Source organism: Micromonospora sp. CNZ295, assembly GCF_004217535.1.
This window is the reverse complement of sequence record NZ_SHKZ01000001.1, coordinates 5,684,703-5,709,642: the sequence shown is the minus strand read 5'-3', so window position 1 is coordinate 5,709,642 and position 24,940 is coordinate 5,684,703. Positions and strand designations below refer to the sequence as shown.

Annotated in this window: 24 protein-coding genes; 17 read left to right on the top strand and 7 right to left on the bottom strand. The window is 71.6% G+C overall.

Annotated elements, in window-relative coordinates; all coding sequences use genetic code 11:
* Positions 1 to 55: 55 nt before the first annotated feature.
* From gap to EV376_RS26560, 5 genes are all read left to right on the top strand, one after another.
* Positions 56 to 1,060, top strand: coding sequence for a type I glyceraldehyde-3-phosphate dehydrogenase (gene gap, locus EV376_RS26580; RefSeq protein WP_130327636.1), 1,005 nt, complete (start codon positions 56 to 58; stop codon positions 1,058 to 1,060).
* Entirely contained in the window at positions 1,057 to 2,256 is a 1,200-nt protein-coding gene (locus EV376_RS26575; protein WP_130327634.1) for a phosphoglycerate kinase, read from the top strand. Before gap ends, EV376_RS26575 begins: the two co-directional genes overlap by 4 nt.
* Entirely contained in the window at positions 2,257 to 3,048 is a 792-nt protein-coding gene (gene tpiA / locus EV376_RS26570; protein WP_130327632.1) for a triose-phosphate isomerase, read from the top strand. It abuts the gene before it with no gap.
* A gap of 95 nt (positions 3,049 to 3,143) precedes the next feature.
* Complete coding sequence (gene secG, locus EV376_RS26565; protein ID WP_130327630.1) at positions 3,144 to 3,404, top strand: preprotein translocase subunit SecG; 261 nt, start codon at positions 3,144 to 3,146, stop codon at positions 3,402 to 3,404.
* A gap of 142 nt (positions 3,405 to 3,546) precedes the next feature.
* On the top strand, positions 3,547 to 3,897 hold the full coding sequence (locus EV376_RS26560; protein WP_130327628.1) for an RNA polymerase-binding protein RbpA: 351 nt from the start codon (positions 3,547 to 3,549) through the stop codon (positions 3,895 to 3,897).
* 51 nt (positions 3,898 to 3,948) lie between these two features.
* On the opposite strand, the gene pgl is transcribed toward EV376_RS26560, so the two are convergent.
* The 6 genes from pgl to tkt are packed head-to-tail and all read right to left on the bottom strand — an operon-like array spanning position 3,949 to position 12,295.
* Positions 3,949 to 4,716 carry a 6-phosphogluconolactonase gene (gene pgl / locus EV376_RS26555; RefSeq protein WP_130327626.1) on the bottom strand — a complete coding sequence of 256 codons (768 nt, stop codon included), beginning with the start codon at positions 4,714 to 4,716 and terminating at the stop codon, positions 3,949 to 3,951.
* On the bottom strand, positions 4,713 to 5,726 hold the full coding sequence (locus EV376_RS26550; RefSeq protein ID WP_130327624.1) for a glucose-6-phosphate dehydrogenase assembly protein OpcA: 1,014 nt from the start codon (positions 5,724 to 5,726) through the stop codon (positions 4,713 to 4,715). Before EV376_RS26550 ends, pgl begins: the two co-directional genes overlap by 4 nt.
* Before the next feature lie 34 nt (positions 5,727 to 5,760).
* Complete coding sequence (gene zwf, locus EV376_RS26545) at positions 5,761 to 7,278, bottom strand: glucose-6-phosphate dehydrogenase (RefSeq protein WP_130327622.1); 1,518 nt, start codon at positions 7,276 to 7,278, stop codon at positions 5,761 to 5,763.
* 37 nt (positions 7,279 to 7,315) lie between these two features.
* Positions 7,316 to 8,965, bottom strand: a complete 1,650-nt coding sequence (locus tag EV376_RS26540) for a glucose-6-phosphate isomerase (protein WP_130327620.1) — start codon at positions 8,963 to 8,965, stop codon at positions 7,316 to 7,318.
* Entirely contained in the window at positions 8,962 to 10,140 is a 1,179-nt protein-coding gene (gene tal, locus EV376_RS26535) for a transaldolase (protein WP_130327618.1), read from the bottom strand. Before tal ends, EV376_RS26540 begins: the two co-directional genes overlap by 4 nt.
* Positions 10,141 to 10,156: 16 nt before the next feature.
* Positions 10,157 to 12,295, bottom strand: a complete 2,139-nt coding sequence (gene tkt, locus EV376_RS26530) for a transketolase (RefSeq protein ID WP_130327616.1) — start codon at positions 12,293 to 12,295, stop codon at positions 10,157 to 10,159.
* A gap of 266 nt (positions 12,296 to 12,561) precedes the next feature.
* On the opposite strand from tkt, the gene EV376_RS26525 reads away from it, so the two are divergent.
* The 3 genes from EV376_RS26525 (at position 12,562) to EV376_RS26515 (ending at position 15,035) form a co-directional block, all read left to right on the top strand.
* Positions 12,562 to 13,518 (top strand): heme o synthase, encoded by a 957-nt coding sequence (locus EV376_RS26525; RefSeq protein ID WP_130327614.1) that lies wholly within the window; start codon positions 12,562 to 12,564, stop codon positions 13,516 to 13,518.
* Positions 13,519 to 13,769: 251 nt separating this feature from the next.
* On the top strand, positions 13,770 to 14,105 hold the full coding sequence (locus tag EV376_RS26520; protein WP_130327612.1) for a hypothetical protein: 336 nt from the start codon (positions 13,770 to 13,772) through the stop codon (positions 14,103 to 14,105).
* Between the two features lie 18 nt (positions 14,106 to 14,123).
* Positions 14,124 to 15,035 carry a hypothetical protein gene (locus EV376_RS26515; protein ID WP_130327610.1) on the top strand — a complete coding sequence of 304 codons (912 nt, stop codon included), beginning with the start codon at positions 14,124 to 14,126 and terminating at the stop codon, positions 15,033 to 15,035.
* A gap of 227 nt (positions 15,036 to 15,262) precedes the next feature.
* Here the strand turns inward: EV376_RS26515 and EV376_RS26510 are convergent, their stop codons facing one another.
* On the bottom strand, positions 15,263 to 16,210 hold the full coding sequence (locus EV376_RS26510; protein WP_130327608.1) for a COX15/CtaA family protein: 948 nt from the start codon (positions 16,208 to 16,210) through the stop codon (positions 15,263 to 15,265).
* A 116-nt stretch (positions 16,211 to 16,326) separates the two neighbouring features.
* Between EV376_RS26510 and EV376_RS26505 the strand changes: the two genes are divergently transcribed.
* The 9 genes from EV376_RS26505 to EV376_RS26465 all read left to right on the top strand — a co-directional run bounded on the left by EV376_RS26505 (position 16,327) and on the right by EV376_RS26465 (position 24,702).
* A complete protein-coding gene (locus EV376_RS26505) occupies positions 16,327 to 17,097 on the top strand; it encodes a helix-turn-helix domain-containing protein (RefSeq protein WP_130327606.1) in 771 nt (256 codons plus the stop codon).
* Entirely contained in the window at positions 17,094 to 18,524 is a 1,431-nt protein-coding gene (gene sufB, locus EV376_RS26500; RefSeq protein ID WP_130327604.1) for a Fe-S cluster assembly protein SufB, read from the top strand. The genes EV376_RS26505 and sufB overlap by 4 nt, the downstream gene beginning before the upstream one ends.
* A gap of 86 nt (positions 18,525 to 18,610) precedes the next feature.
* Positions 18,611 to 19,753: a Fe-S cluster assembly protein SufD gene (gene sufD / locus EV376_RS26495; RefSeq protein ID WP_130327602.1), complete on the top strand. Its 1,143-nt coding sequence runs from the start codon at positions 18,611 to 18,613 to the stop codon at positions 19,751 to 19,753.
* Positions 19,753 to 20,079, top strand: coding sequence for a non-heme iron oxygenase ferredoxin subunit (locus EV376_RS26490; protein WP_130327600.1), 327 nt, complete (start codon positions 19,753 to 19,755; stop codon positions 20,077 to 20,079). The genes sufD and EV376_RS26490 overlap by 1 nt, the downstream gene beginning before the upstream one ends.
* The gene (sufC, locus tag EV376_RS26485; RefSeq protein WP_130327598.1) at positions 20,079 to 20,852 is read left to right on the top strand and encodes a Fe-S cluster assembly ATPase SufC; all 774 of its coding nucleotides are present in this window, start codon (positions 20,079 to 20,081) and stop codon (positions 20,850 to 20,852) included. Before EV376_RS26490 ends, sufC begins: the two co-directional genes overlap by 1 nt.
* Before the next feature lie 23 nt (positions 20,853 to 20,875).
* Positions 20,876 to 22,180 (top strand): cysteine desulfurase, encoded by a 1,305-nt coding sequence (locus EV376_RS26480; RefSeq protein ID WP_130327596.1) that lies wholly within the window; start codon positions 20,876 to 20,878, stop codon positions 22,178 to 22,180.
* Positions 22,180 to 22,671, top strand: coding sequence for a Fe-S cluster assembly sulfur transfer protein SufU (sufU, locus tag EV376_RS26475; protein WP_130327594.1), 492 nt, complete (start codon positions 22,180 to 22,182; stop codon positions 22,669 to 22,671). The genes EV376_RS26480 and sufU overlap by 1 nt, the downstream gene beginning before the upstream one ends.
* A 220-nt stretch (positions 22,672 to 22,891) precedes the next feature.
* Complete coding sequence (gene iscB / locus EV376_RS31125) at positions 22,892 to 24,304, top strand: RNA-guided endonuclease IscB (protein ID WP_486482814.1); 1,413 nt, start codon at positions 22,892 to 22,894, stop codon at positions 24,302 to 24,304.
* On the top strand, positions 24,301 to 24,702 hold the full coding sequence (locus tag EV376_RS26465) for a metal-sulfur cluster assembly factor (protein ID WP_130327590.1): 402 nt from the start codon (positions 24,301 to 24,303) through the stop codon (positions 24,700 to 24,702). The genes iscB and EV376_RS26465 overlap by 4 nt, the downstream gene beginning before the upstream one ends.
* Positions 24,703 to 24,940 lie beyond the last annotated feature (238 nt).

The following is a 24,940-nucleotide window of genomic DNA, read 5'->3' as shown; positions in this document are numbered from 1 at the left end:
TCCGCCGGCCCTGGGTCACCACGCCGGCGGACCAGAACGCGAGGAGATGGGACCTGTGACCATCCGGGTTGGCATCAACGGCTTCGGCCGGATCGGCCGCAACTTCTTCCGGGCAGTGCTGGCGTCCGGCGCTGACGTCGAGGTCGTGGCGGTCAACGACCTGACCGACAACGCGACGCTCGCCCACCTTGTCAAGTACGACAGCATCCTCGGTCGCCTGCCGCACGAGGTCAAGGCCACCGCGGACGAGATCACCGTGGGCGGCAAGACCATCAAGGCGTACGCCGAGAAGGACCCGGCGAAGCTGCCGTGGGGCGACCTGGGCGTCGACGTGGTGATCGAGTCGACCGGCTTCTTCACCGACGCCACCAAGGCCAAAGCGCACATCGACGGTGGGGCCAAGAAGGTCATCATCTCCGCCCCGGCGAAGAACGAGGACGTCACGGTCGTCATGGGCGTCAACGAGGACCAGTACGACCCGGCCAAGCACACGATCATCTCCAACGCCTCGTGCACCACCAACTGCCTGGCGCCGATGGCGAAGGTCCTGCACGACACGTTCGGCATCCAGCAGGGCCTGATGACCACCATCCACGCGTACACCCAGGACCAGAACCTGCAGGACGCCCCCCACAAGGACCTGCGCCGGGCCCGTGCCGCCGCGCTGAACATCGTGCCGACCTCCACCGGCGCGGCGAAGGCGATCGGCCTGGTGCTGCCGGACCTGAAGGGCAAGCTGGACGGCTACGCGCTGCGGGTGCCGATCCCGACCGGCTCGACCACCGACCTGACCGTCACCGTCGGCCGGGAGACCTCGGTGGACGAGGTCAACGCCGCGATGAAGGCCGCCGCCGACGGTCCGCTGCAGGGCATCCTGACCTACAACGAGGACCCGATCGTCTCGGCCGACATCGTGACCGACCCGGCGTCCTGCATCTTCGACGCGCCGCTGACCAAGGTGGTCGGCAACCAGGTGAAGGTCGTCGGCTGGTACGACAACGAGTGGGGCTACTCGAACCGCCTGGTGGACCTGGTCAAGCTGGTGGGTTCGTCGCTGTGAGCATCCGGACCCTCGACGACCTGCTCGCCGAGGGGGTGTCGGGTCGGCGCGTGCTGGTGCGCGCCGACCTGAACGTCCCGCTCGACAAGCAGACCGGCGACATCAGTGACGACGGTCGCATCCGCGCGGTGCTGCCGACGTTGGGCGCGCTGGTCGAGGCCGGCGCGAAGGTCGTGGTCTGCTCGCACCTGGGCCGCCCGAAGGGCAGCCCGGACCCGCAGTTCAGCCTGCGCCCGGTCGCCGGACGGCTGGGTGAGCTGCTCGGCGCCGAGGTCCGGTTCGCCGGGGACACCGTCGGCGACTCGGCGCGCTCCACCGTGGACGGGCTGGCCGACGGCCAGGTCGCGCTCCTGGAGAACCTGCGCTTCAACGCCGGCGAGACCAGCAAGGACGACGCCGAGCGGGGCGCGTTCGCCGACCAGCTCGGCGCGTTCGGCGACGCGTACGTCGACGACGCCTTCGGCGCGGTGCACCGCAAGCACGCCAGCGTGTACGACCTGCCGGCGCGGCTGCCGCACGTCGCCGGCCGGCTGCTGCTGCGCGAGGTGGAGGTGCTGTCCACGCTCACCGGTGACCCGGAGCGCCCGTACGTGGTGGTGCTCGGCGGCTCGAAGGTCTCCGACAAGCTCGCGGTCATCGAGGCGCTGCTGCCGAAGGTCGACCGGCTGCTCATCGGCGGCGGCATGTGCTTCACCTTCCTCAAGGCGCAGGGCCACGAGGTGGGCACCTCGCTGCTGGAGAAGGACATGGTCGAGACCTGCCGCAACCTGATGGAGCGGGCACCGGGCAAGATCCTGCTGCCGGTCGACGTGGTGGCCGCGGACGCGTTCGCGCCCGACGCGGCCCACGACACGGTTCCCGCCGACGGCATCCCGAGCCACCGGCTCGGTCTGGACATCGGGCCGGAGACGGTGGCCGGTTTCGCCGCCGCCCTGTCCCAGGCGAAGACCGTCTTCTGGAACGGCCCGATGGGCGTGTTCGAGATGGCGCCGTTCGCCCACGGCACCCGGGGTGTCGCCGAGGCGATCACCAAGTCCGGCGCGTTCTCCGTCGTCGGGGGCGGCGACTCCGCCGCCGCGGTGCGGACGCTCGGTCTGGACGAGTCGTCCTTCGGGCACATCTCGACCGGGGGCGGCGCCTCGCTGGAATACCTGGAGGGCAAGACCCTCCCCGGCATCGCGGCTCTGGAGAACTGAATGGCGAGCAGCACCCGCCGGCCGCTGATGGCCGGCAACTGGAAGATGAACCTCAACCACCTCGAGGCGAACCTGCTGGTGCAGAAGCTCGCCGCGAGCCTCACCGAGAAGCAGCTCACCGACGTCGAGACGGTCGTGCTGCCGCCGTACACCGCCCTGCGGACCGTGCAGACCGCCGTGGACGGCGACAAGCTGCTGATCGGCTACGGCGCGCAGGACCTGTCGCCGCACGCGTCCGGCGCGTACACCGGGGACATCTCCGGTCCGATGCTGGCGAAGCTGGGCTGCACGTACGTGGTGGTCGGCCACTCGGAGCGGCGGGCGTACCACCACGAGGACGACGCGCTCGTGGGCGCCAAGGTGCAGGCGGCCCTGACCCACGGCCTCACGCCGATCCTGTGCGTCGGGGAGGGGCTGGACGTCCGCGACCAGGGCACCCATGTGGCGCACTGCAGCGAGCAGCTCGACGGCGCCCTCAAGGGGCTCTCCGCCGAGCAGGTCACCAAGGTCGTCGTCGCGTACGAGCCGGTCTGGGCGATCGGCACCGGCAAGACGGCCACCCCGGAGGACGCCCAGGAGGTGTGCGGGGCGGTCCGTGAGCGCCTGGCGGAGAACTTCGGCCAGGACACCGCGGACCAGGTCCGGATCCTCTACGGCGGCTCGGTCAAGTCCGCGAACGTGGCGGCCATCATGGCCCAGCCGGACGTGGACGGGGCCCTCGTCGGCGGCGCCAGCCTGGACGCCGAGGAGTTCGCGAAGATCTGCCGGTTCCCGGAGCACACCGCCGGCTGATCGCTCGGTATCCTTGACCCCGCCCGTCCGCCGGTCGGTGCCACGGTGCCCGATCTGTCCGGGCGAGGATCGCAACGAGAGGACTGTCCCCAGCCATGCCGATCTGGTTCGCATACACGTTGATCGTGTTGCTGGTCATCACGAGCATCCTGCTCACCCTGCTGATCCTGCTGCACCGCGGTAAGGGCGGCGGGATGTCCAGCATGTTCGGCGGCGGGGTCAGCTCCAGCCTGGCCGGGTCGTCGGTCGCCGAGAAGAACCTGGACCGCTACACCGTGCTGGTGGGCATCGTCTGGTTCGCCTGCATCGTCGGGCTCGGGCTGTGGCTGCGACTCCAGCAGACCGGCGTCGCCTGAGCAGGCCCGCCAAGTCGTAGAATCTGCGCGCGGTCCGTCCTCGACGGGCCGCGCGCAGTCCGTTTCAAACCCGCTGCACCGCGTCGCCCGCCGCCACCCCCCTCCGACGGCGGTTCCCCTCCGACGACAGGAGCGAGCAGCCGTGCGCAACGGTAACGTCCTCCGCGGCAGCCGGGTCGGGTCCGCCCCGGCCCGCCCCACCGAACGCTACGAGCCGGTGCCGTGCCGGCCGGTCACCTACTGGTGCCGCAACGGCCACCACGTCGAGATCCGCATCGCCGCCGAGGCCCCGGTCCCCGAGCTGTGGGACTGCCCGCGCTGCGGGCAGCCCGCCGGTCGCGACCCCGGCAACCCGCCCGGCCGCGCCCGGCCCGAGCCCTACAAGTCCCACCTGGCGTACGTGAAGGAGCGGCGCACCGACGCCGAGGGCGCGGCGATCCTCGCCGAGGCCCTGGCCGCGCTGCGCCGCCGCCGCGGCCGCCCGGAGGGCTAGGAAGGGACCCTTCCACAACGCCCGGCGTTGAGCAGGGCCCCTCGTTGCCGGTCAGCGCAGGCTGCGGAAGCGGGCCGGCACGTCGGCCGCGGCGGCCCGGTCGAGCAACCAGAGGGTACGGCTCGTGCCCTGCACGCCGGCCGCCGGCAGCTGCACCGGGCCCGCCCCGGCGAGCGCCATGCCGACCGCACGGGCCTTGTCCGCGCCGCTGGCCACCAGCCACACCTCCTCGGCGGTGTTGATCGCCGGCAGGGTGAGGGTGGTGCGGACCGGCGGCGGCTTCGGGCTGCCCCGCACCGCGCTGACCGGGCGGCTCTCGTAGTGCACCGGATGCTCCGGGAAGACCGACGCCACGTGCCCGTCCTCGCCCACCCCGAGCAGCAGCACGTCGAAGTGGGGGAGCGTGGCGGTGCCCGGGCGGGCCGCCCGGGCCAGCTCGGCGGCGTACCCGGCAGCGGCCTCCTCCGGGTCGCCGGCCGGGCCGTCCGAGGCCGGCATCGGGTGCACCCGGGCCGGATCCAGCGGCACCGCGTCCAGCAGCGCCGCCCGGGCCTGCGTCTCGTTGCGCTCCGGGTCGCCGGCCGGCAGGAACCGCTCGTCACCCCACCACACGTCCACCCGGGCCCAGTCCACCGCGTCCCGGGCCGGCAGCGCCGCCACCGCCCGGTACACTGCGGCGGCGATCCGCCCGCCGGTCAGCACCACCGACGCCTGGCCGCGTTCGGCCTGCGCGTCGAGGAGCCGGACCACCAGCCGGGCCGCCACCGCCTGCGCGAGCAGGTCGGGGTCGGCGTGCACCGCGACAGCAGCCTCGCTCATGCCTGCGCGGTCCCTGCGTGCGCGGTGACCCCCGCCTCGGCCCGCTGGGCCTCCGCCGGGTCCTTCCAGACGTGCACCCGCTGGGCGGGGCGCTGCTCCAGCCCGGGCAGCCCCGCCGCGGCGCCGAGCGCCTCGGCGTACACCTGGTCGGCGTCGAGCCGGCGCAGCTCCTCGGCCAGCTCGTCGCCGAGCGGCCGGCGCACCAGCGGCAGGTGCCGGTCCTCCTGGCCGGTACGCCGGAAGACCGCCATGCTGTCGTTGCGGGTCAGCGTCAGCTCGTCGCCGTTGGCGCAGCGCAGCTGCACCTCGTGCATCCGCGGGTGCTGGTCGGTGTGCGCCCACTGCGGTTCGATGCCGAGCCGGGCGGCCAGCCAGCCGCGCATCAGCGCCGCCGTCGGGTCGCTCCGCGGCGCCACCACGGTCGCCTCGGTGACCTCCGCCGCCGTGGTGTCGAACGCGCCCGCCACCAGGGTCCGCCACAGCGTGATCCGGGTCCAGGCCAGGTCCGTGTCGCCGGGAACGTAGTCGCGGGCCCGCTGGCGCAGCGCCTCGATCGGGTCGGCGGCCTGCGCCGCGTCGGTGATGCGCCGGTCGGCCACCACGCCGAGGAAGTCGGTCGCGATCTCCGCCGGCGGCTCGCCGTGCCACCAGGTGACCACCGGCACGTCCGGCACCAGCAGCGGCAGCACCACCGACTCGGCGTGCAGGGCGAGCCGCCCGTACATCCGGGTGACCACCGCCTCGCCGGGCCCGAGCCGGCCACCCACGACGATCTCCGCGTCCAGCCGGTTGCGGTCCCGCTCCACGTCGGAGCGGACCACCACCAGCAGCCGGCACGGGTGCGCGGCGGAGGCGATCGTCACCGCCGCCTCCGCCTCCCGGACCCGCTTCTCGTCCACCACCACGATCAGGCTGAGCGCCATGCCGCTGGCCACCCCGCCGGCGCTGCGCCGCTCGGCAGCGAGTGCCTTGACCACCTCGTTGCCGGTGGTGTCCCACAGGCTGATCACAGGAGCCTCCCGGTCCGCTCGCGTCGCTCGGTTGTCACGCCCGCCGCCAGGCCCGGCCCTCGCGGGCCAGCATCTCGTCGGCCGCGCGGGGGCCCCACTCGCCGGCCCGGTACGGTTCCGGCGTCGTGCCCGCCCACGCGTGCTCCAGCGGGTCCACCACCGCCCAGCTCTGCTCGACCTCGGCGGCGTCGGGGAAGAGCGTCCGGTCGCCGATCAGCACGTCCAGCACCAGCCGCTCGTACGCCTCCGGGCTGGCCTCGGTGAACGCCTCGCCGTACTGGAAGTCCATCGCGATGTCGCGGACCTCCATCGCGGTGCCGGGCACCTTGGAGCCGAACTTGAGCACCACACCCTCGTCCGGCTGGACCCGGATGACGAGCTGGTTGTTGCCCAGCGACTCGACGTCGGTCGCGTTGAACGGCAGGTGCGGGGCCTTCTTGAACATGATGGCGACCTCGGTCACCCGGCGGGGCAGCCGCTTGCCGGCACGGATGTAGAAGGGCACCTCGGCCCAGCGGCGGTTCTGGATCCCCAGACGCACCGCCACGTACGTCTCCGTCGTGGAGTCCGGCGGGACACCCTCCTCCTCGAGGTAGCCGACCGCCCGCTGGCCGGCGACCCAACCCGGCAGGTACTGGCCGCGTACGGTGCCCTGGCTGACGTCCTTCGGCAGGGTGATCGCCTTGAGCACCTTGAGCTTCTCGGTGCGGATCTCGTCGGCGTCGAAGCTGGTCGGCTCCTCCATCGCCACCAGCGCCAGCAGCTGGAGCAGGTGGTTCTGGAGGACGTCGCGGGCCGCGCCGGCCGAGTCGTAGAAGCCGGCCCGGGTGCCGATGCCCACGTCCTCGGCCATGGTGATCTGCACCGAGTCGACGTACTTCGAGTTCCACAGCGGCTCGAAGAGGTTGTTGGCGAACCGCAGGGCGAGGATGTTCTGGACGGTCTCCTTGCCCAGGTAGTGGTCGATCCGGAAGACGTCCCGGCGGGTGAAGACGTCGTCGACCAGCTCGTTGAGCGCCTTGGCGGACGACAGGTCGTGCCCGAACGGCTTCTCCACCACCACCCGCCGCCACCCGCCGCACTTGTCGTTGTCGGCCATCCCGGTGCGGGCGAGCTGCTTGAGCACCACCGGGAACGCCGCCGGGGGGATGGAGAAGTAGAACGCGGCGTTGCCCGTGATGCCGTGCGACTGGCGCAGGTCCTGGAGCGTGGCGGCCAGGTGGTCGAAGGCGGCGTCGTCGTCGAACGATCCGCCGACGAACTTGATGTTCCCGGCCAGCCGGGCCCACACCTCCTCCCGCCAGGGGGTGCGGGAGTGCGCCTTCGCCGCCTCGTGGGCCAGCGACTCGAAGTCGCCGTCGCCCCAGTCGCGGCGGGCGAACCCGAGCACGACGAAGCCCGGTGGCAGCAGTCCCCGGTTCGCGAGGTCGTACACGGCCGGTAGCAGCTTCTTGCGGGCCAGGTCTCCGGTGACGCCGAAGATCACCAGGGCGCAGGGCTCCGGGATCCTCGGCAGCCGCCGGTCCTGCGGGTCGCGTAGCGGGTTCGTCACACCGTCTCCTCGCTCCGCCTCGTCACCTCGGTCATCGTCACGCGCGCAGTGCCCCGACCGTATCCAGCAGCTGGGCCACGCCCGCGGACCGGTCGGTCAGGTGCAGCCGCAGCACCGGGCGCTCCCGGCCGGCCAGCGCCTGCCGGTCGCCGGCGGCCTGCGCCGCCTGCAGCTCCCCGAAGGTGTACGGCTTGCCGGGCACCGGCAGATCAACGTCGACCGCACCGGTGATCTGGAGGAAGCTGCCCACCTGCGGGCCGCCCTTGTGGTACTGCCCGGTGGAGTGCAGGAACCGCGGGCCCCAGCCGAAGGTCACCGGCCGGCCGGCCGCCTCGGCCAGCGCCGGCCGCAACCGGGCCGCGTCCGCCTCGGCGAACCGGTCGAGGTACGCCATCACCGCGAGGTACCCGTCGTCGCCGAGCCCGTCGACCAGCCAGCGCAGCGCGCCCGCCAGGTCACCCGGTGCGCCCGCCGGGGCGTACACCTCGATGGCGCCCGAGGTGCTCGACGGCGCCTCGGCCGGCAGGCCGGACGCCAGGATCCGGTTGGTGTTGTCCTTGCTCTCGGTGACGTTCGGCTGGTTGAACGGGTCGATGCCGAGCACCACGCCGGCGACCGCGGTGGCGTACTCCCAGGCGAGGAACTGCGCGCCCAGCGGCCCGTTCACCGCCACGTCCGGCTCGCACCCGCCACCCGGCACGGCCCCGGGCGCCAGCGCCCCGCCGTACGTCACGGTGAGCACGTCGTCGCCGGTGGCGCCCGGGCTGGTCGGCGACTCGACGACGACCGGCAGGATGCCGACCCCCGCCTTGCCGGTCGACTCGGCGAGCAGCTGCTCGGCCCAGTCGCCCAGCCCGTCGATGCCGGTGCCGTCGGAGACCAGCGCGACCTTGTCCCGGCCCATCGTGGCCGCCGCGCCGAGGGCGGCGCCCAGCGCGAGTGCCGGATTGTCCCGCTCGCCGTTGAGCGCGGCGGCGAGCGCGTCGGCCTGGTCCAGCAGTTCGACCACCTCGACGCCGGCCAGCGCGGTCGGCACCAACCCGAACGCGGTCAGCGCGGAGAACCGGCCGCCCACGTTCGGGTCGGCCAGCACGGTGAACGCGCCCATCTCGGCGGCGGTCGCCGCCAGCGGCGAACCCGGGTCGGTGACGATCACGAAGTGCCGCCCGGCCTCCGCCTCGGACATCCCCGCGTCCAGGAACGCCTGCCAGTACGCCCGCCGGTGGCTGTCGGTCTCCACCGTCGAGCCGGACTTGCTGGCCACCACGACGACCGTACGGTCCAACCGGTCGGCGAGCGCCGCCCGGACCTGCCCCGGGTCGGTGGTGTCCAGGATGGTCAGCGGCCGGCCGAGCGTGCGGGCGATCACCTCGGGCGCCAGCGAGGAGCCGCCCATCCCGGCCAGCACGACGTGGTCCAGGTCGCCCAGCTCCGCGCGCAGCTCGGCGAGCTGGGGGAGCAGGTCCCGGCTGCGGGTGTGCGTGTCCACCCAGCCCAGCCGGATCTTCGCCTCGGCCTCCGCTTCCGGGCCCCACAGGGTCGGGTCCTTCGCGGCGAGCCGGCCCGGCACGCCGTTCGCGACGACCGCCTCCCGGGTGGAGGCGGCGGCGGCCTTGTCGACCGAGTCGGCGCCGTGGACGGTGAGCCCGGCCGCGGTGTCGGCCGGCTGCGCGAGAAGCTCGCTCATGCATTTCCTCCGGCCCGCTCGGCGGCCTTCGCGTTGCCCTTCGCGGCGTCGCCCGGGTGGCCGGTGCCGCCGGCGGCCGCGGCGAGCGACTTGCGGACGCCGTCGATCAGCTCGTTCCAGCTCACCTCGAACTTCTCCACACCCTCGCGCTCCAGGATGTCGATCACGTCGGCCATGTCGACGCCGGCCGACTCCAGGTCCGCGAAGACCTTCCGGGCCTCGTCGTAGGCCCCGGTGACGGTGTCGCCACGGGTCTCGCCGTGGTCGGCGTAGGCGTGGATCACCGCCTCCGGCATCGTGTTGACCGTGCCCGGGGCGATCAGCTCCTCGACGTAGATCACGTCCCGGTAGTCCGGGTTCTTCGTCGACGTGGAGGCCCACAGCGGCCGCTGCGGGTGCGCCCCGGCATCGGCGAGGGCCTGCCAGCGGGCGGACGAGAAGACCTCGCCGTAGCGCTCGTACGCCAGCCGGGCGTTGGCCACCGCGGCCTTGCCGCGCAGCGCCCGGGCCTGCTCCGAGCCGATCTTCTCCAGCCGCTTGTCGACCTCGGTGTCGACCCGGGAGACGAAGAACGACGCCACCGAGCCGATCTTCGACAGGTCGTGGCCGTTCGCCTTCGCCTGTTCCATGCCGGCGAGGAACGCCTCCATCACCTGTGAGTACCGGTCCAGGCCGAAGATCAGGGTGACGTTCACGCTGATCCCCTCGGCGAGGGCGGCGGTGATCGCCGGCAGGCCGGCCTCGGTGGCCGGGATCTTGATGAACAAATTCGGCCGGTCGACCAGCCACCAGAGCGCCTTGGCCTCGGCGACGGTCTTGTCCGTCTCGTACGCCAGCCGCGGGTCCACCTCCAGCGAGACCCGCCCGTCCACGCCCGCCGTCGCGTCGTACGCCGGGCGCATCACGTCGCACGCCCACCGTACGTCGTACGCGGTGAGGTTGCGGACCGCCTCCTCGACGTCCACCCCCCGGGTGGCGAGGTCGCGCAGCTGCCAGTCGTACTCGTCGGCGTCGCTCAGCGCCTTGGCGAAGATCGTCGGGTTGCTGGTCACCCCGACGAGGTGCTTCTCCCGGCGCAGCTGGTCCAGCCCGCCGGTGCTCAGCCGTACCCGCGAGAGATCATCGAGCCAGATCGCCACGCCCGCGGCGGTGAGCTCACCCAACCTGTCCGTCATGCCCGTCACGCTCCCCTCAGTTGCCGGTCGTGAAACCGGTGATGTCGCCGACCCGGGTCAGCGCCGCGTGCGCGGCGGCCACGATCCGGTCGGGGGTGAACCCGAACTGCTCAAAGAGCACCGAGTGGGGAGCGCTCGCCCCGTAGTGCTCGAGGCTGACGCACTCGCCGCAGTCGCCGACGATCGCCCGCCACGACATGGCGATCCCCGCCTCGACGCTCACCCGGGCGCGTACCCCTCTCGGGAGCACCGATTCCCGGTACGCCTCGTCCTGCTCGGCGAACCACTCCTGGCAGGGCATGGACACCACCCGGGTGGGGGTGCCGTCGGCCTCCAGCCGCTCCCGCGCGGTGAGGCAGAGCTGCACCTCCGACCCGGTGCCGATCAGGATCACCTGCGGCTTGCCGTTCGACGCCTCGGCCAGCACGTACCCGCCGCGGGCGACGCCCTCGGCGCCGGCCAGGGTCGAGCGGTCCAGGGTCGGCAGCGCCTGCCGGCTCAGCGCCAGCGCCGTCGGCCGGTCGGTGTGCTCCAGCGCCTGCCGCCAGGCCCAGGCGGTCTCGTTCGCGTCGGCGGGGCGCACCACGTCCAGGCCCGGGATCGCCCGCAGCGCGCTCAGATGCTCGACCGGCTGGTGGGTCGGGCCGTCCTCGCCGAGACCGATCGAGTCGTGCGTCCAGACGTAGACCACCGGCAGCTTCATCAGCGCCGCCAGCCGTACCGAGGGGCGCATGTAGTCGCTGAAGACGAGGAAGGTGCCGCCGTACGGGCGGGTGCCGCCGTGCAGCGCGATGCCGTTGAGGATCGCTCCCATCGCGTGCTCGCGGATGCCGAAGTGCAGCGTGCGGCCGTACTCGTGGCCCGGGAAGTCCTTGGTGGCGTGCACCGCCGGGACGAAGGACGGCTCGCCCTTCATGGTGGTGTTGTTGCTCTCGGCCAGGTCGGCCGAACCGCCCCACAGCTCCGGCAGCACCGGCGCGAGCGCCTCCAGGACCTTGCCGGACGCGGCGCGGGTGGCGATGCCCTTGGCGTCGGCCGGGAACTCCGGCAGCGCGTCCGCCCAGCCGTCCGGCAGCTTCCGCGCAGCCAGCCGGTCGTACAGGGCCTTGCGCTCGGGGTTGCCCTGCGCCCAGCCTTCGAAGGCGGCGGTCCAGGTGCGCTGCGCCGCCGCGCCGCGCTCCATCACCTGCCGGGCGTGCTTGAGCACGTCGTCGTCGACCTCGAAGGTCCCTTGCGGGTCGAAGCCGAGGATCTGCTTGGTGGCGGCCACCTCGTCGGCGCCGAGCGCGGACCCGTGGATCTTGCCGGTGTTCTGCTTGTTCGGCGCGGGCCAGCCGATGATGGTGCGCAGCGCGATGAACGACGGGCGGCCGGTCTCGGCCTTGGCGGCCAGCAGCGCCCGGTGCAGCGCCTCCACGTCCTCGTGGTAGTCGCCCTGGTCGGCGTCGCCGCGGCGCCAGTCGACGGTCTGGACGTGCCACCCGTACGCCTCGTAGCGGGCCGCGACGTCCTCGCTCTTCGCGATGCGGGTGTCGTCCTCGATCGAGATCTCGTTGTCGTCGTAGATCACGCAGAGGTTGCCCAGCTGCTGGTGACCGGCGAGGGCGCTCGCCTCGTGGCTGATGCCCTCCTCGATGTCGCCGTCCGAGGCGATGCACCAGATGTCGTGGTCGAAGACCGAGCCGCCCGGCTCGGCCTCCGGGTCGAACAGGCCGCGCTCGCGGCGGGCCGCCATCGCCATGCCGACCGCGTTGCCGAGACCCTGCCCGAGCGGGCCGGTCGTGGTCTCCACGCCCGGGGTGTGCCCGTGCTCCGGGTGGCCCGGGGTGAGCGAGCCCCACTGCCGCAGCGACTTGAGGTCCTCGAGGCTGAGCGGGTAACCGGAGAGGAACAGCTGGATGTAGAGCGTGAGGCTGGAGTGGCCGGCGGAGAGGACGAACCGGTCCCGGCCGGGCCAGGTCGGGTCGGCGGGGTTGTGCCGCATCACCCGGTTGAAGAGCAGGTACGCCGCGGGCGCGAGGCTCATCGCGGTGCCCGGGTGGCCGTTGCCGGACTTCTCGACGGCGTCCATGGCCAACACCCGGACGGTGTCGACAGCCCGGCGGTCGAGGTCGGACCAGTTCAGTGGAGGATGCTCGGATCGGTTGGCAGCCACGTTGGTTGTGCTCCTCGGCAGATGGGCGGAACCCTCACTTGCTGACCCTATCGAGCGGTCCTAAACGTCCGCCCGGGGATCTCTGCATGCCGTTCTGTACGGCTCCGGGTGGTTGGATCGTTCGATCGTGGGTGTGACGGCTCGCACCGTTACCGGGTCGCCCGGGCAGCCAAAACGACAGCGCGTAGTGTGTGGGGCGGTGTGCGGGCCCGAGCGGGCCTGACCGACACCGACCTCCCCAGCCGACGCCGGAAGGGTGGCAATCCGTGAGCATGATCACCGAGCGTCCCGTCAGGAAGACTGCGGGGCGGCCGGGGCGCACGGCGGCGACCGAGCCGGTTCCCCCCCGGCGCGACCTGCGGGCGGTGTTCGCGGCGTACCTGACGCTGACCAAGCCCCGGATCGTGGAGCTGCTGCTGGTCACGACGGTGCCGGCGATGATGCTCGCGCACGGTGGCATGCCGTCGCTGTGGCTGGTGGCCGTGGTGCTCGTCGGCGGATCGCTGGCGGCCGGCGCGGCCAGCGTCATCAACTGCTACATCGACCGGGACATCGACGAGGTGATGCGGCGGACCAAGCGCCGCCCGCTGCCGACGCACACCGTCACGCCGCGCAACGCCCTGATCTTCGGCGTGGTGCTGGCGGTGGTCGCGGTCGCCCTGATGGCCGTGTTCACCAACCTCCTGGCCGCCGGCCTCACCCTCGCCGCGATCCTCTACTACGACCTGGTGTACACGCTCTGGTTGAAGCGGACCACGACGGCGAACACGTTCTGGGGCGGGGCGTGCGGCGCCGCCCCGGTGCTGATCGGCTGGGCCGCCGTGACCGGCTCGCTCTCGCCGGCGGCCTGGGCGCTGTTCGGCGTCGTCTTCTTCTGGCAGATGCCGCACTTCTACCCGCTCGCGATGAAGTACAAGGACGACTACGCGCGGGCGGGCGTACCGATGCTGCCCGTCGTGGCGTCGACCCGGCGGGTCAACGCCGAGATCCTGATCTTCGCGTGGCTGACCGTGCTGACGTCGCTCGCGGTCTGGCCGCTCGGGATGAGCGCGGTCTACGGGCTGCCGGCCCTGGTCGTGGGGGCGGTCTTCATCCTGGAGTCGCACAAGCTGGCGCGCCGGGCGGCGCGGGGCCAGGCGGTCAAGCCGATGCGGCTGTTCCACTGGTCGACGACCTACCTGACCATCCTGTTCGCGGCGGTCGCCGTGGACGCGCTGATCTGACCGCCGCACCAGCTTTCGTCGCGATCGATGGCCTGTCCTGCTTCCGACAATGAGTCGGAGGTATTTCCCACACATCCGGCCTGACCTGGCTGTTCACGTCTGGGCAACTTTGTCCTGGCAAAATCACGAGGAAAATACGGATATAACCGGGCGAATCACCTTTGGTCTTCCTTAAACCTCAAGGTAATTGGCATCACAAAAGGTTCACGGAACTCGCCCGGCCGGGTGCAAGTCTGCTTAGGCTTCGCGTCATGGCAGATGGTTCCGATACGACGCTGACGGCTGAGCAGACCGCCACCGACCCGGCCCCGAGCGGCCTGGTCGCGGGGATCAAGTCGTTCGCCGCCGGACACGGCGGGGCGAAGGCGGTCATCGAGTACGTCGGCAAGCGCGGCGCACGCATCGTCCTCGTCGGCTCCGACGGGGCCTGGGGCGACCAGTTCGCGGACGACACCGTCGTCGCGCGGCAGGCGTGCGCCAAGGCGGGAGTCACCGTCGAGAACGCCTGGGAGCGTGAACTGATGGACCAGATGCGTCCGAGCAACGACCTCTGGCGGTCGATGGCCCGGCGTACGATGGCCCGTTGAGATATTGAGAAAACCGAATTGACCAACCACTACCAGGCGACCCGGGGGAGACCCCGGGTCGCTCTCGTCACCTGTGCCGCCCTGGCCGAGCTGGAGGACGACGACCGTCTCGTCATCGCTCCACTGGCGGCCCGGGGTGTGACCGCCGAGCCGGCCGTCTGGGACGACCCGACCGTCGACTGGGCCGCCTACGACCTCGCGGTGCTCCGCTCGCCCTGGGACTACATGCCCCGGCGGGACGAGTTCGTCGCCTGGGCCGCCGCCGTGCCCGCCCTGGCCAACCCGGCGGACCTCATCGCCTGGAACACCGACAAGCGCTACCTCGACGAGCTCTCCGCCGCCGGCGTACCCACGGTGCCCACCTCCTGGGTCGCGCCGGGCGCGGAGTGGGAGCTCCCCGCCGACCGGGGGGAGTACGTCCTCAAGCCCTCGGTCAGCGCCGGCAGCCAGGACACCGGCCGGTACGACCTGGCCGACCCCGAGCACCGGGAACTCGCCCGGGCGCACGTCCGGCGGCTCGGCGAGGCCGGCCGGGTCACCATGGTCCAGCCGTACCTCTCGGCCGTCGACACCGACGGGGAGACCGCGCTGCTGTTCCTCGCCGGCCCCGACGGGCTCGCGTTCAGCCACGCGATCCGCAAGGGCGCGATGCTGACCGGCCCCGACCTGGGCGTGGACGGCCTGTACAAGCCCGAGCGGATCACCGCCCGCACCGCCACGCCGGAGCAGCTCGCGGTGGCGGAGAAGACGCTCGCGGCCGTGCCGGGCGGGCCGGACCGCCTGCTCTACGCCCGGGTCGACCTGATCCCGGGCGCGGACGGCGCGCCGGTCCTGGTCGAGCTGGAGCTGACCGAGCCGTCGCTGTTCCTGGGGTACGCCGACGGCGCTCCCGACCGCCTGGCCGAAGCGATCCGCACGCACCTCACCTGAAAGGTGCCGGACGTCGGTGCCCGCGCAAGCTCGTACGCGGGTGCTGACGCGCGTGGGGCTGCGACGGGTGTCGAGTCGCGTGGGGGCCGCGAGAACCGTGTGCCGACGCGCGTGGGGCTCGGGCTCGGGCTCGGGCGCGGGGCGCGGGGCGCCCTCGGACCCACCGGCGAGCAGGAGCGGGCAGGCCGCGGTGAGCGTGCCGGTGGCGTGATCGGGGTCGGGACGGGTCAGGCGTGGGCCGGGACGGACGCCTCGGTCGCGGCGGCGGGGGCCGGGGCGGGGCCGACGGGGTGGCGCTCGCGGGTGGACCAGAGCACCGAGAGGGTCGCCAGCAGCACCAGGCAGGAGCCGAGCATGTGGGCGCCGACGAGGATCGCCGGCAGGTCGGTGAAGTACTGCACGAAGCCGATCACGCCCTGGCCCAGCTCGACCGCGACCAGCACCAGCGCCGCCCGGTAGGCGCGCTGCGCCCCGACCGCCCGGAACGCGAAGACCAGCGCAACGGAGAGGCCGATCAGCAGGAAGACCCCGTCGGCGTGGACCTGGGAGATCTGCTCCGGGTCGAGGCCGTTGCGGGCCGCGCCGCCGTCTCCGGCGTGCGGGCCGCTGCCGGTGACCCAGGTGCCGACCACCAGCACGGACGCGCTGACCACGGTGGTGAGCACGGCGAGGGCGCGCAGCGGGCCGGGCACCACGGGCGTCACCGGGCCGTCCGGCTCCCCGCTGCGTCGCCAGAGGATGTACGCGGCCGCGATCACCACCATCGAGGCGAGGAAGTGCAGCCCGACCACCCACGGGTTGAGGTTGGTGAGGACGGTGATACCGCCGATGACCGCCTGTGCCGGGATGCCGAGCAGCACGCCGACCGCGAGCGGCAGCAGGCCCCGCCGACGGGGCCGGTGCAGCAGGACGGCCAGCACCACGGCGAGCGCGATGACGCCGACCGCGAAGGTGAGCAGGCGGTTGCCGAACTCGATCACCCCGTGCACGCCCATCTCGGGCGTGGTGGTGTATGACTCGTCGGTGCACCGGGGCCAGGTGGGGCACCCCAGACCGGAGGCGGTCAACCGGACGGCCCCACCGGTGACGACGATCGCGACGTTCGCGACGATGCTGGCGAACGCCAGACGGCGCAGCAGGGTGCGGGAGACCGGGAACCGGACGGCAGGAGTCACGGCCAAATCCTACGCACTGTAGTGGAACCCGATCGGGTGACCTCCGTACGCGCGGTGGCTCGGATCACCGGACCCCGGGTTTGCAGGCGCCTGACGAAATACGTAACGTTGGCGTTGTGAAAAACGCGGCGGGAGTCTCCGGGCACCGGCCGGCGCCCGTCGGGGCCGCCGGTCAGCCGGGCGTACCCCAGTCTGCCGCGTCCGATCTCTCGACCCGTGACCGGGTCACCCAGTTGCTCCTGGAGCGAGGTGCCACCACCGCGGCGCAGCTGGGGCACGCCCTCGGGCTCAGCCCCGCCGCCATCCGCCGGCACCTCGACGCGATGCTCGCCGAGGGTGACGTGGTCGCCCGTCAGCAGGTGGTGCGGGGTCACCGGGGGCGCGGCCGCCCGGCCAAGGTGTTCGTGCTGACCGAGGCCGCCCGGGTCCGCTGTGGCACGCACCACTACGACAACATGGCGACCGCGGCGCTGCGCTGGATCGCGCGTAACGGCGGCTCGGACGCGGTGGACGCGTTCGCCGCCGAGCAGGTCTCCGCGCTGGAGGCCCGCTGCCGGGCCGCCATGGAGGACGCCGGCGACGATCCGCTCGCGCGCGCGGAGGCGCTCGCGGGGGCGCTGACCGCCGAGGGCTACGCTGCCAACGCGTCCACGATCGCCTCGGGCGGCCAGCTGTGCCAGCACCACTGCCCGGTGGCGCACGTGGCCGCCGAGTTTCCCCAGCTGTGCGAGGCCGAGACCGCGGTGATCTCCCGTCTGGTCGGCAGCCACGTGCAGCGCCTGGCCACCATCGCGCACGGCGACGGGGTGTGCACGACGCACATCCCGGCCCAGCCGGGGCGCGCCCAGTCCGGAAAGACCGTCACCACTGTGAGGACAGATAGATGACCGAGCAGATCGTCCAGCCCCTGACCCAGGAGGAGCAGCTCGCCGCCCTCGGTCGCTACGAGTACGGCTGGGCCGACCCCGACGTGGCCGGGGCGTCCGCCCAGCGCGGCCTCAACGAGGCGGTGGTGCGGGACATCTCGGCCAAGAAGAACGAGCCGGCCTGGATGCTCGACCTGCGCCTGAAGGGCTTGCGGCTGTTCGAGCGCAAGCCGATGCCGGCCTGGGGCGCCGACCTCACCGGGATCGACTTCGACAACATCAAGTACTTCGTGCGGTCCACCGAGAAGCAGGCCACCAGCTGGGAGGACCTGCCCGAGGACATCAAGAACACCTACGACCGGCTGGGCATCCCGGAGGCGGAGAAGCAGCGGCTGATCGCGGGTGTCGCGGCGCAGTACGAGTCCGAGGTCGTCTACCACAAGATCCGTGAGGACCTGGAGGAGCAGGGTGTCGTCTTCCTCGACACCGACACCGCCCTCAAGGAGCACGAGGACCTCTTCAAGGAGTACTTCGGCACGGTGATCCCGGTCGGCGACAACAAGTTCGCCGCGCTGAACACCTCCGTCTGGTCCGGCGGCTCGTTCATCTACGTGCCGAAGGGTGTGCACGTGGAGATCCCGCTGCAGGCCTACTTCCGGATCAACACGGAGAACATGGGCCAGTTCGAGCGGACGCTGATCATCGTCGACGAGGGCGCGTACGTGCACTACGTCGAGGGCTGCACCGCGCCCATCTACTCCTCGGACTCGCTGCACAGCGCCGTGGTGGAGATCGTCGTCAAGAAGAACGCCCGCTGCCGTTACACGACCATCCAGAACTGGTCGAACAACGTCTACAACCTGGTCACCAAGCGCGCCGTCTGCCACGAGGGCGCGACCATGGAGTGGATCGACGGCAACATCGGCTCCAAGGTCACCATGAAGTACCCGGCGGTCTACATGACCGGCGAGCACGCCAAGGGCGAGGTGCTGTCGGTGGCCATGGCCGGTGAGGGCCAGCACCAGGACGCGGGCGCCAAGATGGTGCACGCCGCGCCGCACACCAGCAGCACCATCGTCTCCAAGTCGATCGCCCGGGGCGGCGGCCGCACCTCGTACCGGGGCCTGGTCCAGGTGCTGGAGGGCTCGCACAGCAGCAAGAGCACGGTCAAGTGCGACGCGCTGCTGGTCGACACGATCTCCCGCTCGGACACCTACCCGTACGTCGACATCCGCGAGGACGACGTGTCGATGGGGCACGAGGCGACCGTCTCGAAGGTCAGCGAGGACCAGCTCTTCTACCTGATGAGCCGGGGCCTCAGCGAGGACGAGGCGATGGCGATGATCGTCCGCGGCTTCATCGAGCCGATCGCCAAGGAGCTTCCGATGGAGTACGCGCTGGAGCTCAACCGCCTGATCGAGCTGCAGATGGAGGGCGCGGTCGGCTGACGCCGGCCCGACCCGAGCGGCGGGTCGGGGCGACCCCGGCCCGCCGCACCGAGCACCAGACATCGTCGCAGAACAGCAAGGAAGAGATGACTACCCAGGCTTCCGCGCCGCCCAGCACCAAGTCGCAGGCGCTCCGCTCGTACGACGTCGCCGACTTCCCGGCCCTCACCGGCCTGGAGGAGGATTGGCGGTTCACTCCGCTCAAGCGCCTCCGCGGCCTGACCGGTGGGGCGCCGGCGGCGACCGGCACGGTCCGGCACGAGCACGCTGACCTGCCGGCCGGCGTCACCGTCGAGCGGATCGCGAAGGACGCCCCCCGCGTCGGCAGCGTGCTCACGCCGGTCGACCGGATCAGCGCGCTGGCCTACGGCGGTGCGGCGGAGGCGCTGCTGGTGCAGGTCGCCCGCGAGGCCGTGGTGGCCGAGCCGGTGACGCTGCGGGTGGTCGGGCAGGGCACCGAGGGCCTGGCGTTCGGGCACACCTTCGTCGAGGTGGGGCGGTTCGCCGAGGCGATTCTGGTGCTGGAGCACGTCGGCTCGGCGACCCTCGCCGACAACGTCGAGGTGACGGTGGCCGACGGGGCGAAGCTGACCCTGGTCACGGTCTCCGACTGGGCCGACGACGCCGTGCAGGCGCAGCACCTCAAGGTCCGGCTGGGCCGTGACGCGCGGGTCCTGCACGTCCAGGTCAGCCTCGGCGGCGACCTGGTCCGGCAGTACACGACCGTCGAGTACACCGAGCGTGGCGGCGAGGCCGAGCTGTACGGCGTCTACTTCGCCGACTCGGGCCAGCACCTGGAGCACCGGCAGCTGGTCGACCACTCGGTGCCGGACTGCCGCAGCTACGTGGGCTACCGGGGCGCCCTGCAGGGCGAGAGCGCCCGCACGGTCTGGGTCGGCGACGTGCTGATCCGCGCCGAGGCGACCGGCACCGACACCTACGAGATCAACCGGAACCTGCTGCTCACCGACGGCGCGCGGGCGGACTCCGTACCCAATCTGGAGATCGAGACCGGCGAGATCGCCGGCGCCGGCCACGCGAGCGCGACCGGCCGCTTCGACGACGAGCAGCTGTTCTACCTGATGGCCCGCGGCATCCCGGAGGCCGAGGCGCGCCGGCTGGTGGTGCGCGGCTTCTTCGCCGAGCTGCTCAACAAGATCCCGGTCGAGGAGCTGCGCGAGCGGCTGGGCGAGACCATCGAGGCCCGGTTGACGAAGGCCGGCGCCTGATGATCCGCATCTGCTCCACCGAGGACGTGCCGAAGGGCACCGCAATCAGCGCGGACGTCGACGGCACCCAGCTGGCGATCGTGCACGGCGAGGACGGCGTGTTCTACGCCGTCTACGACGAGTGCTCGCACGCCGCGGTCCCGCTCTCCGAGGGCGAGGTCGAGGGCTGCACGTTGGAGTGCTGGCTGCACGGTTCCCGTTTCGACCTGCGCACCGGCGAGCCGACCGGGCTGCCCGCCACCGAACCCGTACCCGTCTACCCCGTCGAGATCCGCGACGGCGACATCTACGTCAGCCTGACGCCGAGCAATGGAGTGACCCGATAATGAGCACCCTGGAGATCCGTGACCTGCAGGTGTCGGTCAAGCTGCCCGAGGGTGAGCTCAAGCCGATCCTGCACGGTGTCGACCTGACCGTGCGTTCGGGGGAGACCCACGCCATCATGGGCCCGAACGGCTCCGGCAAGTCCACCCTGGCGTACTCGATCGCCGGTCACCCCAAGTACGAGATCACCGGCGGCTCGGTGACCCTCGACGGCGAGGACGTCCTCGAGATGTCCGTCGACGAGCGGGCCCGCGCCGGCCTCTTCCTGGCGATGCAGTACCCGGTCGAGGTGCCCGGCGTGTCGGTGGCCAACTTCCTGCGTACCGCCAAGACCGCGATCGACGGCGAGGCGCCGAAGCTGCGCACCTGGGGCGGCGAGCTGCGGGGCGCCATGGAGCGCCTCCAGATGGACCCGGCGTTCGCCCAGCGCAACGTCAACGAGGGCTTCTCCGGCGGTGAGAAGAAGCGGCACGAGATCGTGCAGCTGGAGCTGCTCAAGCCGAAGATTGCGATCCTCGACGAGACCGACTCCGGCCTCGACGTCGACGCCCTCCGCGTGGTCAGCCAGGGCGTCAACCGGGTGCGCGACACCGGCGACACCGGCCTGCTGCTGATCACCCACTACACCCGGATCCTGCGCTACATCAAGCCGGACCAGGTGCACGTCTTCGTCGCCGGCCGGATCGTCGAGGAGGGCGGCCCGGAACTGGCCGACAAGCTCGAGGAAGAGGGCTACGAGCGGTACGCCGCCGGAGCCGGTTCGGCGCGAGCCTGACCTCAAGGAAGGGTCGGTCGACGATGACCAGCATCGCGATCCCACCGGGCATGCCGCAGTACGACGGCGTGCCGCGCTTCGACGTGGCCGCCGTCCGGGCCGACTTCCCGATCCTCGGGCGGGAGGTCAACGGGCACCCGCTGGTCTACCTCGACAGCGCGAACACGTCGCACAAGCCGCGGCAGGTGCTCGACGTGCTGCGCCAGCACTACGAGCGGCACAACGCCAACGTCTCGCGCTCGGTGCACACGCTGGGCACCGAGGCCACCGAGGCGTACGAGGCGGCGCGGGCCAAGGTCGCGGCGTTCATCAACGCCCCGAGCGTGGACGAGGTGGTGTTCACCAAGAACTCCACCGAGGCGATCAACATCGTGGCGTACGCGTTCTCGAACGCGTCGCTGCGGCCCGACGCCGACCCGCGGTTCCGGCTGGGCCCGGGCGACGAGGTGGTGATCTCCGAGATGGAGCACCACTCGAACATCGTCCCGTGGCAGCTGCTCTGCGAGCGCACTGGCGCGACGCTGCGGTGGTTCCCGGTCACCGACCACGGCCGGCTCGACGAGTCGGGCCTGGAGGACCTGATCACCGAGCGGACGAAGATCGTCTCGCTGGTGCACATGTCGAACATCCTCGGGACGGTCAACGCGACGTCGCGGATCACCGCGCGGGTCCGTGCGGTGGGCGCGCTGCTGCTGCTCGACTGCTCGCAGTCGGTGCCGCACATGCCGATGGACGTCGTCGACTACGACGCGGACTTCATCGCCTTCACCGGCCACAAGATGTGCGGCCCGACCGGCATCGGCGTGCTGTGGGGCCGGGCCGAGCTGCTGGCCGCGATGCCGCCGGTGCTCGGCGGCGGTTCGATGATCGAGACCGTGGCGCTGTCGGGGTCGACCTTCGCCGCGCCGCCGGCCCGGTTCGAGGCGGGCACCCCGCCGATCGCCGAGGCCGTGGCGCTCGGCGCGGCGGTGGACTACCTGTCCGGCGTCGGCATGGCGGCCATCCAGTGGCACGAGAAGCAGCTGACCGCGTACGCGCTGGACGCTCTCGCGACCGTGCCCGGGCTGCGGATCTTCGGCCCGACCGTGCCGGTCGGCCGGGGCGGCACGATCTCGTTCGCCCTGGGTGACATCCACCCGCACGACGTCGGCCAGGTCCTCGACTCGCTCGGTGTGCAGGTCCGGGTCGGCCACCACTGCGCCCGCCCGGTGTGCACCCGCTTCGGGGTGCCGGCGACGACTCGGGCGTCGTTCTACCTCTACACGACCACGGAGGAGATCGACGCCCTGGTGGCGGGCCTGGAGCAGGTGCGGAAGGTGTTCGGCTGATGCAGCTCGACCAGCTCTACCAGGAGATCATCCTGGACCACTACAAGCATCCGCACGGCCGGGGCCTGCGCGACGCGGACGACCCGGCGACCGTCGTCGCCGAGGCGCACCACGTCAACCCGACCTGCGGTGACGAGGTCACCGTGCGGGTGGCCACCGACGGCGAGGTGCTGCACGACGTCTCGTACGAGGGGCTGGGCTGCTCGATCAGCCAGGCCTCGGCGAGCGTGCTGCACGAGCTGCTCACCGGTCGTCGGGCCGGCGAGGCGTTCTCGGTGCACGAGGCGTTCGTGGAGTTGATGTCCGGTCGTGGCCAGGTCACGCCGGACGAGGACGTGCTCGGTGACGGGGTGGCCTTCGCGGGTGTCGCCCGCTACCCCGCCCGGGTGAAGTGCGCGCTGTTGCCGTGGATGGCGTTCAAGGACGCGGCGGCACGCGCCGGCGTGGGCGCGAGCCCGACGGAGGTGAAGGCGTCAACTTCTCGGCCCTGAAGGAGTGAGCTTTGCTCGGTTCCTCGGGGTGGTTGACCAGCCCCAGAAACTTCTGAGGGAGGGATCTACGTTGTACACAGGTGTGAAGACCCACTCCGGGGTGCTTCCTCAGCCCCGGACTATGGAATCCGCGTCAGCAGACACGGCCCCGAGAAGCCACGAAACGGGATGCGGACGCCGCAAGGCAGCCGGTGTGCGACATGGGCGAGGGGAGACCGGCGTGAGCCGGCGTCACCCGGAACTCGCATCTGCGGGAACCGGAGCGGGCCGTGAGGCCCACATCCATCCGGTGGTGTTCGTTGTTGACCGCCGCCACCGGCCGCTGCAGCCGTGCTCTCCGGCGCGGGCCCGGAAGCTGCTCGCCGCTGGGCGCGCGGTGGTACACCGTCACACGCCTTTCGTGATCCGGCTCAGGGATCGTGACGTCGAGTGCTCGCAGGTGGCCGGTGTCGAACTGGGCATCGACCCGGGTTCGAAGTTCAGCGGTTTCGCAGTGTTCCGCGCTGACGACGCGGTCCGGACGGGTCTGTTCGCGCTCGAAGTTCGTCATCGGGGCGGACAGATCCGCGATAAGTTGACCGCTCGCGCCGCTTTCCGCCGTGGTCGCCGGTCGCGGAACCTGCGCTACCGTGCGCCCCGGTTCGACAATCGCACTCGGCCGGACGGATGGCTGGCACCGTCGTTGCGACACCGGGTTGAGGGCATCATGTCCTGGGTCGGTCGGCTGTGCCGCTGGGCACCTGTGCGGCAGGTCCACGTCGAGCGGGTCGCGTTCGACACCCAACTCATGCAAGACCCTGACATTGCAGGGGTCGAGTACCAGCACGGCACCCTGCACGGCTACGAGGTGCGCGAGTATCTGCTCGCCACGTGGGGGCGTGCGTGTGCCTACTGCGGCGCGGCCGGGGTGCCATTGAACATCGATCACATCGTGCCGCGTTCGCGGGGCGGCTCGGACCGTGTGTCGAACCTGACGCTGGCATGCGTGGGCTGCAATCAGGCTAAGGGCGCCACTTCGATCGAGATCTTCCTCGTGGATCGGCCAGCTGTGCTGGCCCGGATCCGCTCCCTGCAGAAGCTGCCGCTACCCGACGCCGCAGCCGTGTCGGCCACCCGGGCGAGGCTGTGGCACGAACTGCACGGCACCGGCCTGCCGGTAGCAGTTGCCACCGGCGGCCGCACGAAGTGGAACCGGCACCGAACCGGCGCGCCGAAGACTCACACCCTCGACGCCCTCCACGTCGGGAGGCTAACCGCCGTAAAGGTATACCCAGGATGGGTGTTGGTGGCAGCCGCATCCGGTCGCGGCTCGTACGCTCGCACCCGCTGCGACCGGTACGGCTTTCCCCGACTGCGGCTGCCCAGGAGCAAATCCGTACGCGGCTTCCAGACCGGCGACCTGGTACACGCGGTTGTACCTTCCGGGAAGAACCGCGGCCGTCATACCGGACGAGTCGCCGTACGCAACACCGGCTCCTTCAACATCAGAACCAGACACGCCCTCGTGCAGGGCGTGCACCACCGTCACATCCGCCGACTGCAACGAGCAGATGGATGGGCCTACACGCGAGAGGAGGAGCGGCGTTTCCTCCAGGCCCTCAACGGCCAGGTGTCTACGCCGCGCATGTCATGAGTAGCGAAGAAGCCGCGACGCCGACCACGGGTACTGCTGCCCCGGCAACCGGTGCTGCCGTGCCGGGTGACGGCAAGGCCGCCGTCGCCGACATCGAGGAGGCGATGAAGGACGTCGTCGACCCCGAGCTGGGCATCAACGTGGTCGACCTGGGCCTGGTGTACGGCGTCCACGTCGGCGACGACAACGTCGCCACCCTGGACATGACCCTCACGTCGGCGGCCTGCCCGCTGACCGACGTGATCGAGGACCAGGCCCGGCAGGCGTTGACCACCGGGCCGGGCGGCGGCCTGGTCGACGACATCCGGATCAACTGGGTGTGGCTGCCGCCGTGGGGCCCCGACAAGATCACCGACGAGGGGCGCGAGCAGCTCCGCTCCCTCGGCTTCAACGTCTGACCGACCGGTCCCGATCGGGCGCGGCACCCCAGCGGGTGCCGCGCCCGAGGTGCGTCCGGGTTCCGCGCCGTGCGCTGCCTCGCGGTGCTGGCCCGGAATCCGGTTCCGCCCCCGTGCGCCCACCCGCCGCAGCCCGGACCGGCCGATCGCGTTTCGAGGCGGATCGACTCCATGCCGCCGTCATCGGAGCATGGCCAGAGCAGGAACGCTCCGATGCCGCTGGCATCGAGATGATCTC

Coding starts and splice junctions, on each gene's coding strand:
- sufU (WP_130327594.1), top strand. CDS start 22,180: ATGCAGCTCGACCAGCTCTACCAGGAGATCATCCTGGACCACTACAAG.
- EV376_RS26490 (WP_130327600.1), top strand. CDS start 19,753: ATGATCCGCATCTGCTCCACCGAGGACGTGCCGAAGGGCACCGCAATC.
- tal (WP_130327618.1), bottom strand. CDS start 10,140: ATGACGGACAGGTTGGGTGAGCTCACCGCCGCGGGCGTGGCGATCTGG.
- EV376_RS26520 (WP_130327612.1), top strand. CDS start 13,770: ATGGCAGATGGTTCCGATACGACGCTGACGGCTGAGCAGACCGCCACC.
- pgl (WP_130327626.1), bottom strand. CDS start 4,716: ATGAGCGAGGCTGCTGTCGCGGTGCACGCCGACCCCGACCTGCTCGCG.
- tpiA (WP_130327632.1), top strand. CDS start 2,257: ATGGCGAGCAGCACCCGCCGGCCGCTGATGGCCGGCAACTGGAAGATG.
- sufD (WP_130327602.1), top strand. CDS start 18,611: ATGACTACCCAGGCTTCCGCGCCGCCCAGCACCAAGTCGCAGGCGCTC.
- sufB (WP_130327604.1), top strand. CDS start 17,094: ATGACCGAGCAGATCGTCCAGCCCCTGACCCAGGAGGAGCAGCTCGCC.
- sufC (WP_130327598.1), top strand. CDS start 20,079: ATGAGCACCCTGGAGATCCGTGACCTGCAGGTGTCGGTCAAGCTGCCC.
- secG (WP_130327630.1), top strand. CDS start 3,144: ATGCCGATCTGGTTCGCATACACGTTGATCGTGTTGCTGGTCATCACG.
- EV376_RS26540 (WP_130327620.1), bottom strand. CDS start 8,965: ATGAGCGAGCTTCTCGCGCAGCCGGCCGACACCGCGGCCGGGCTCACC.
- EV376_RS26465 (WP_130327590.1), top strand. CDS start 24,301: ATGAGTAGCGAAGAAGCCGCGACGCCGACCACGGGTACTGCTGCCCCG.
- EV376_RS26480 (WP_130327596.1), top strand. CDS start 20,876: ATGACCAGCATCGCGATCCCACCGGGCATGCCGCAGTACGACGGCGTG.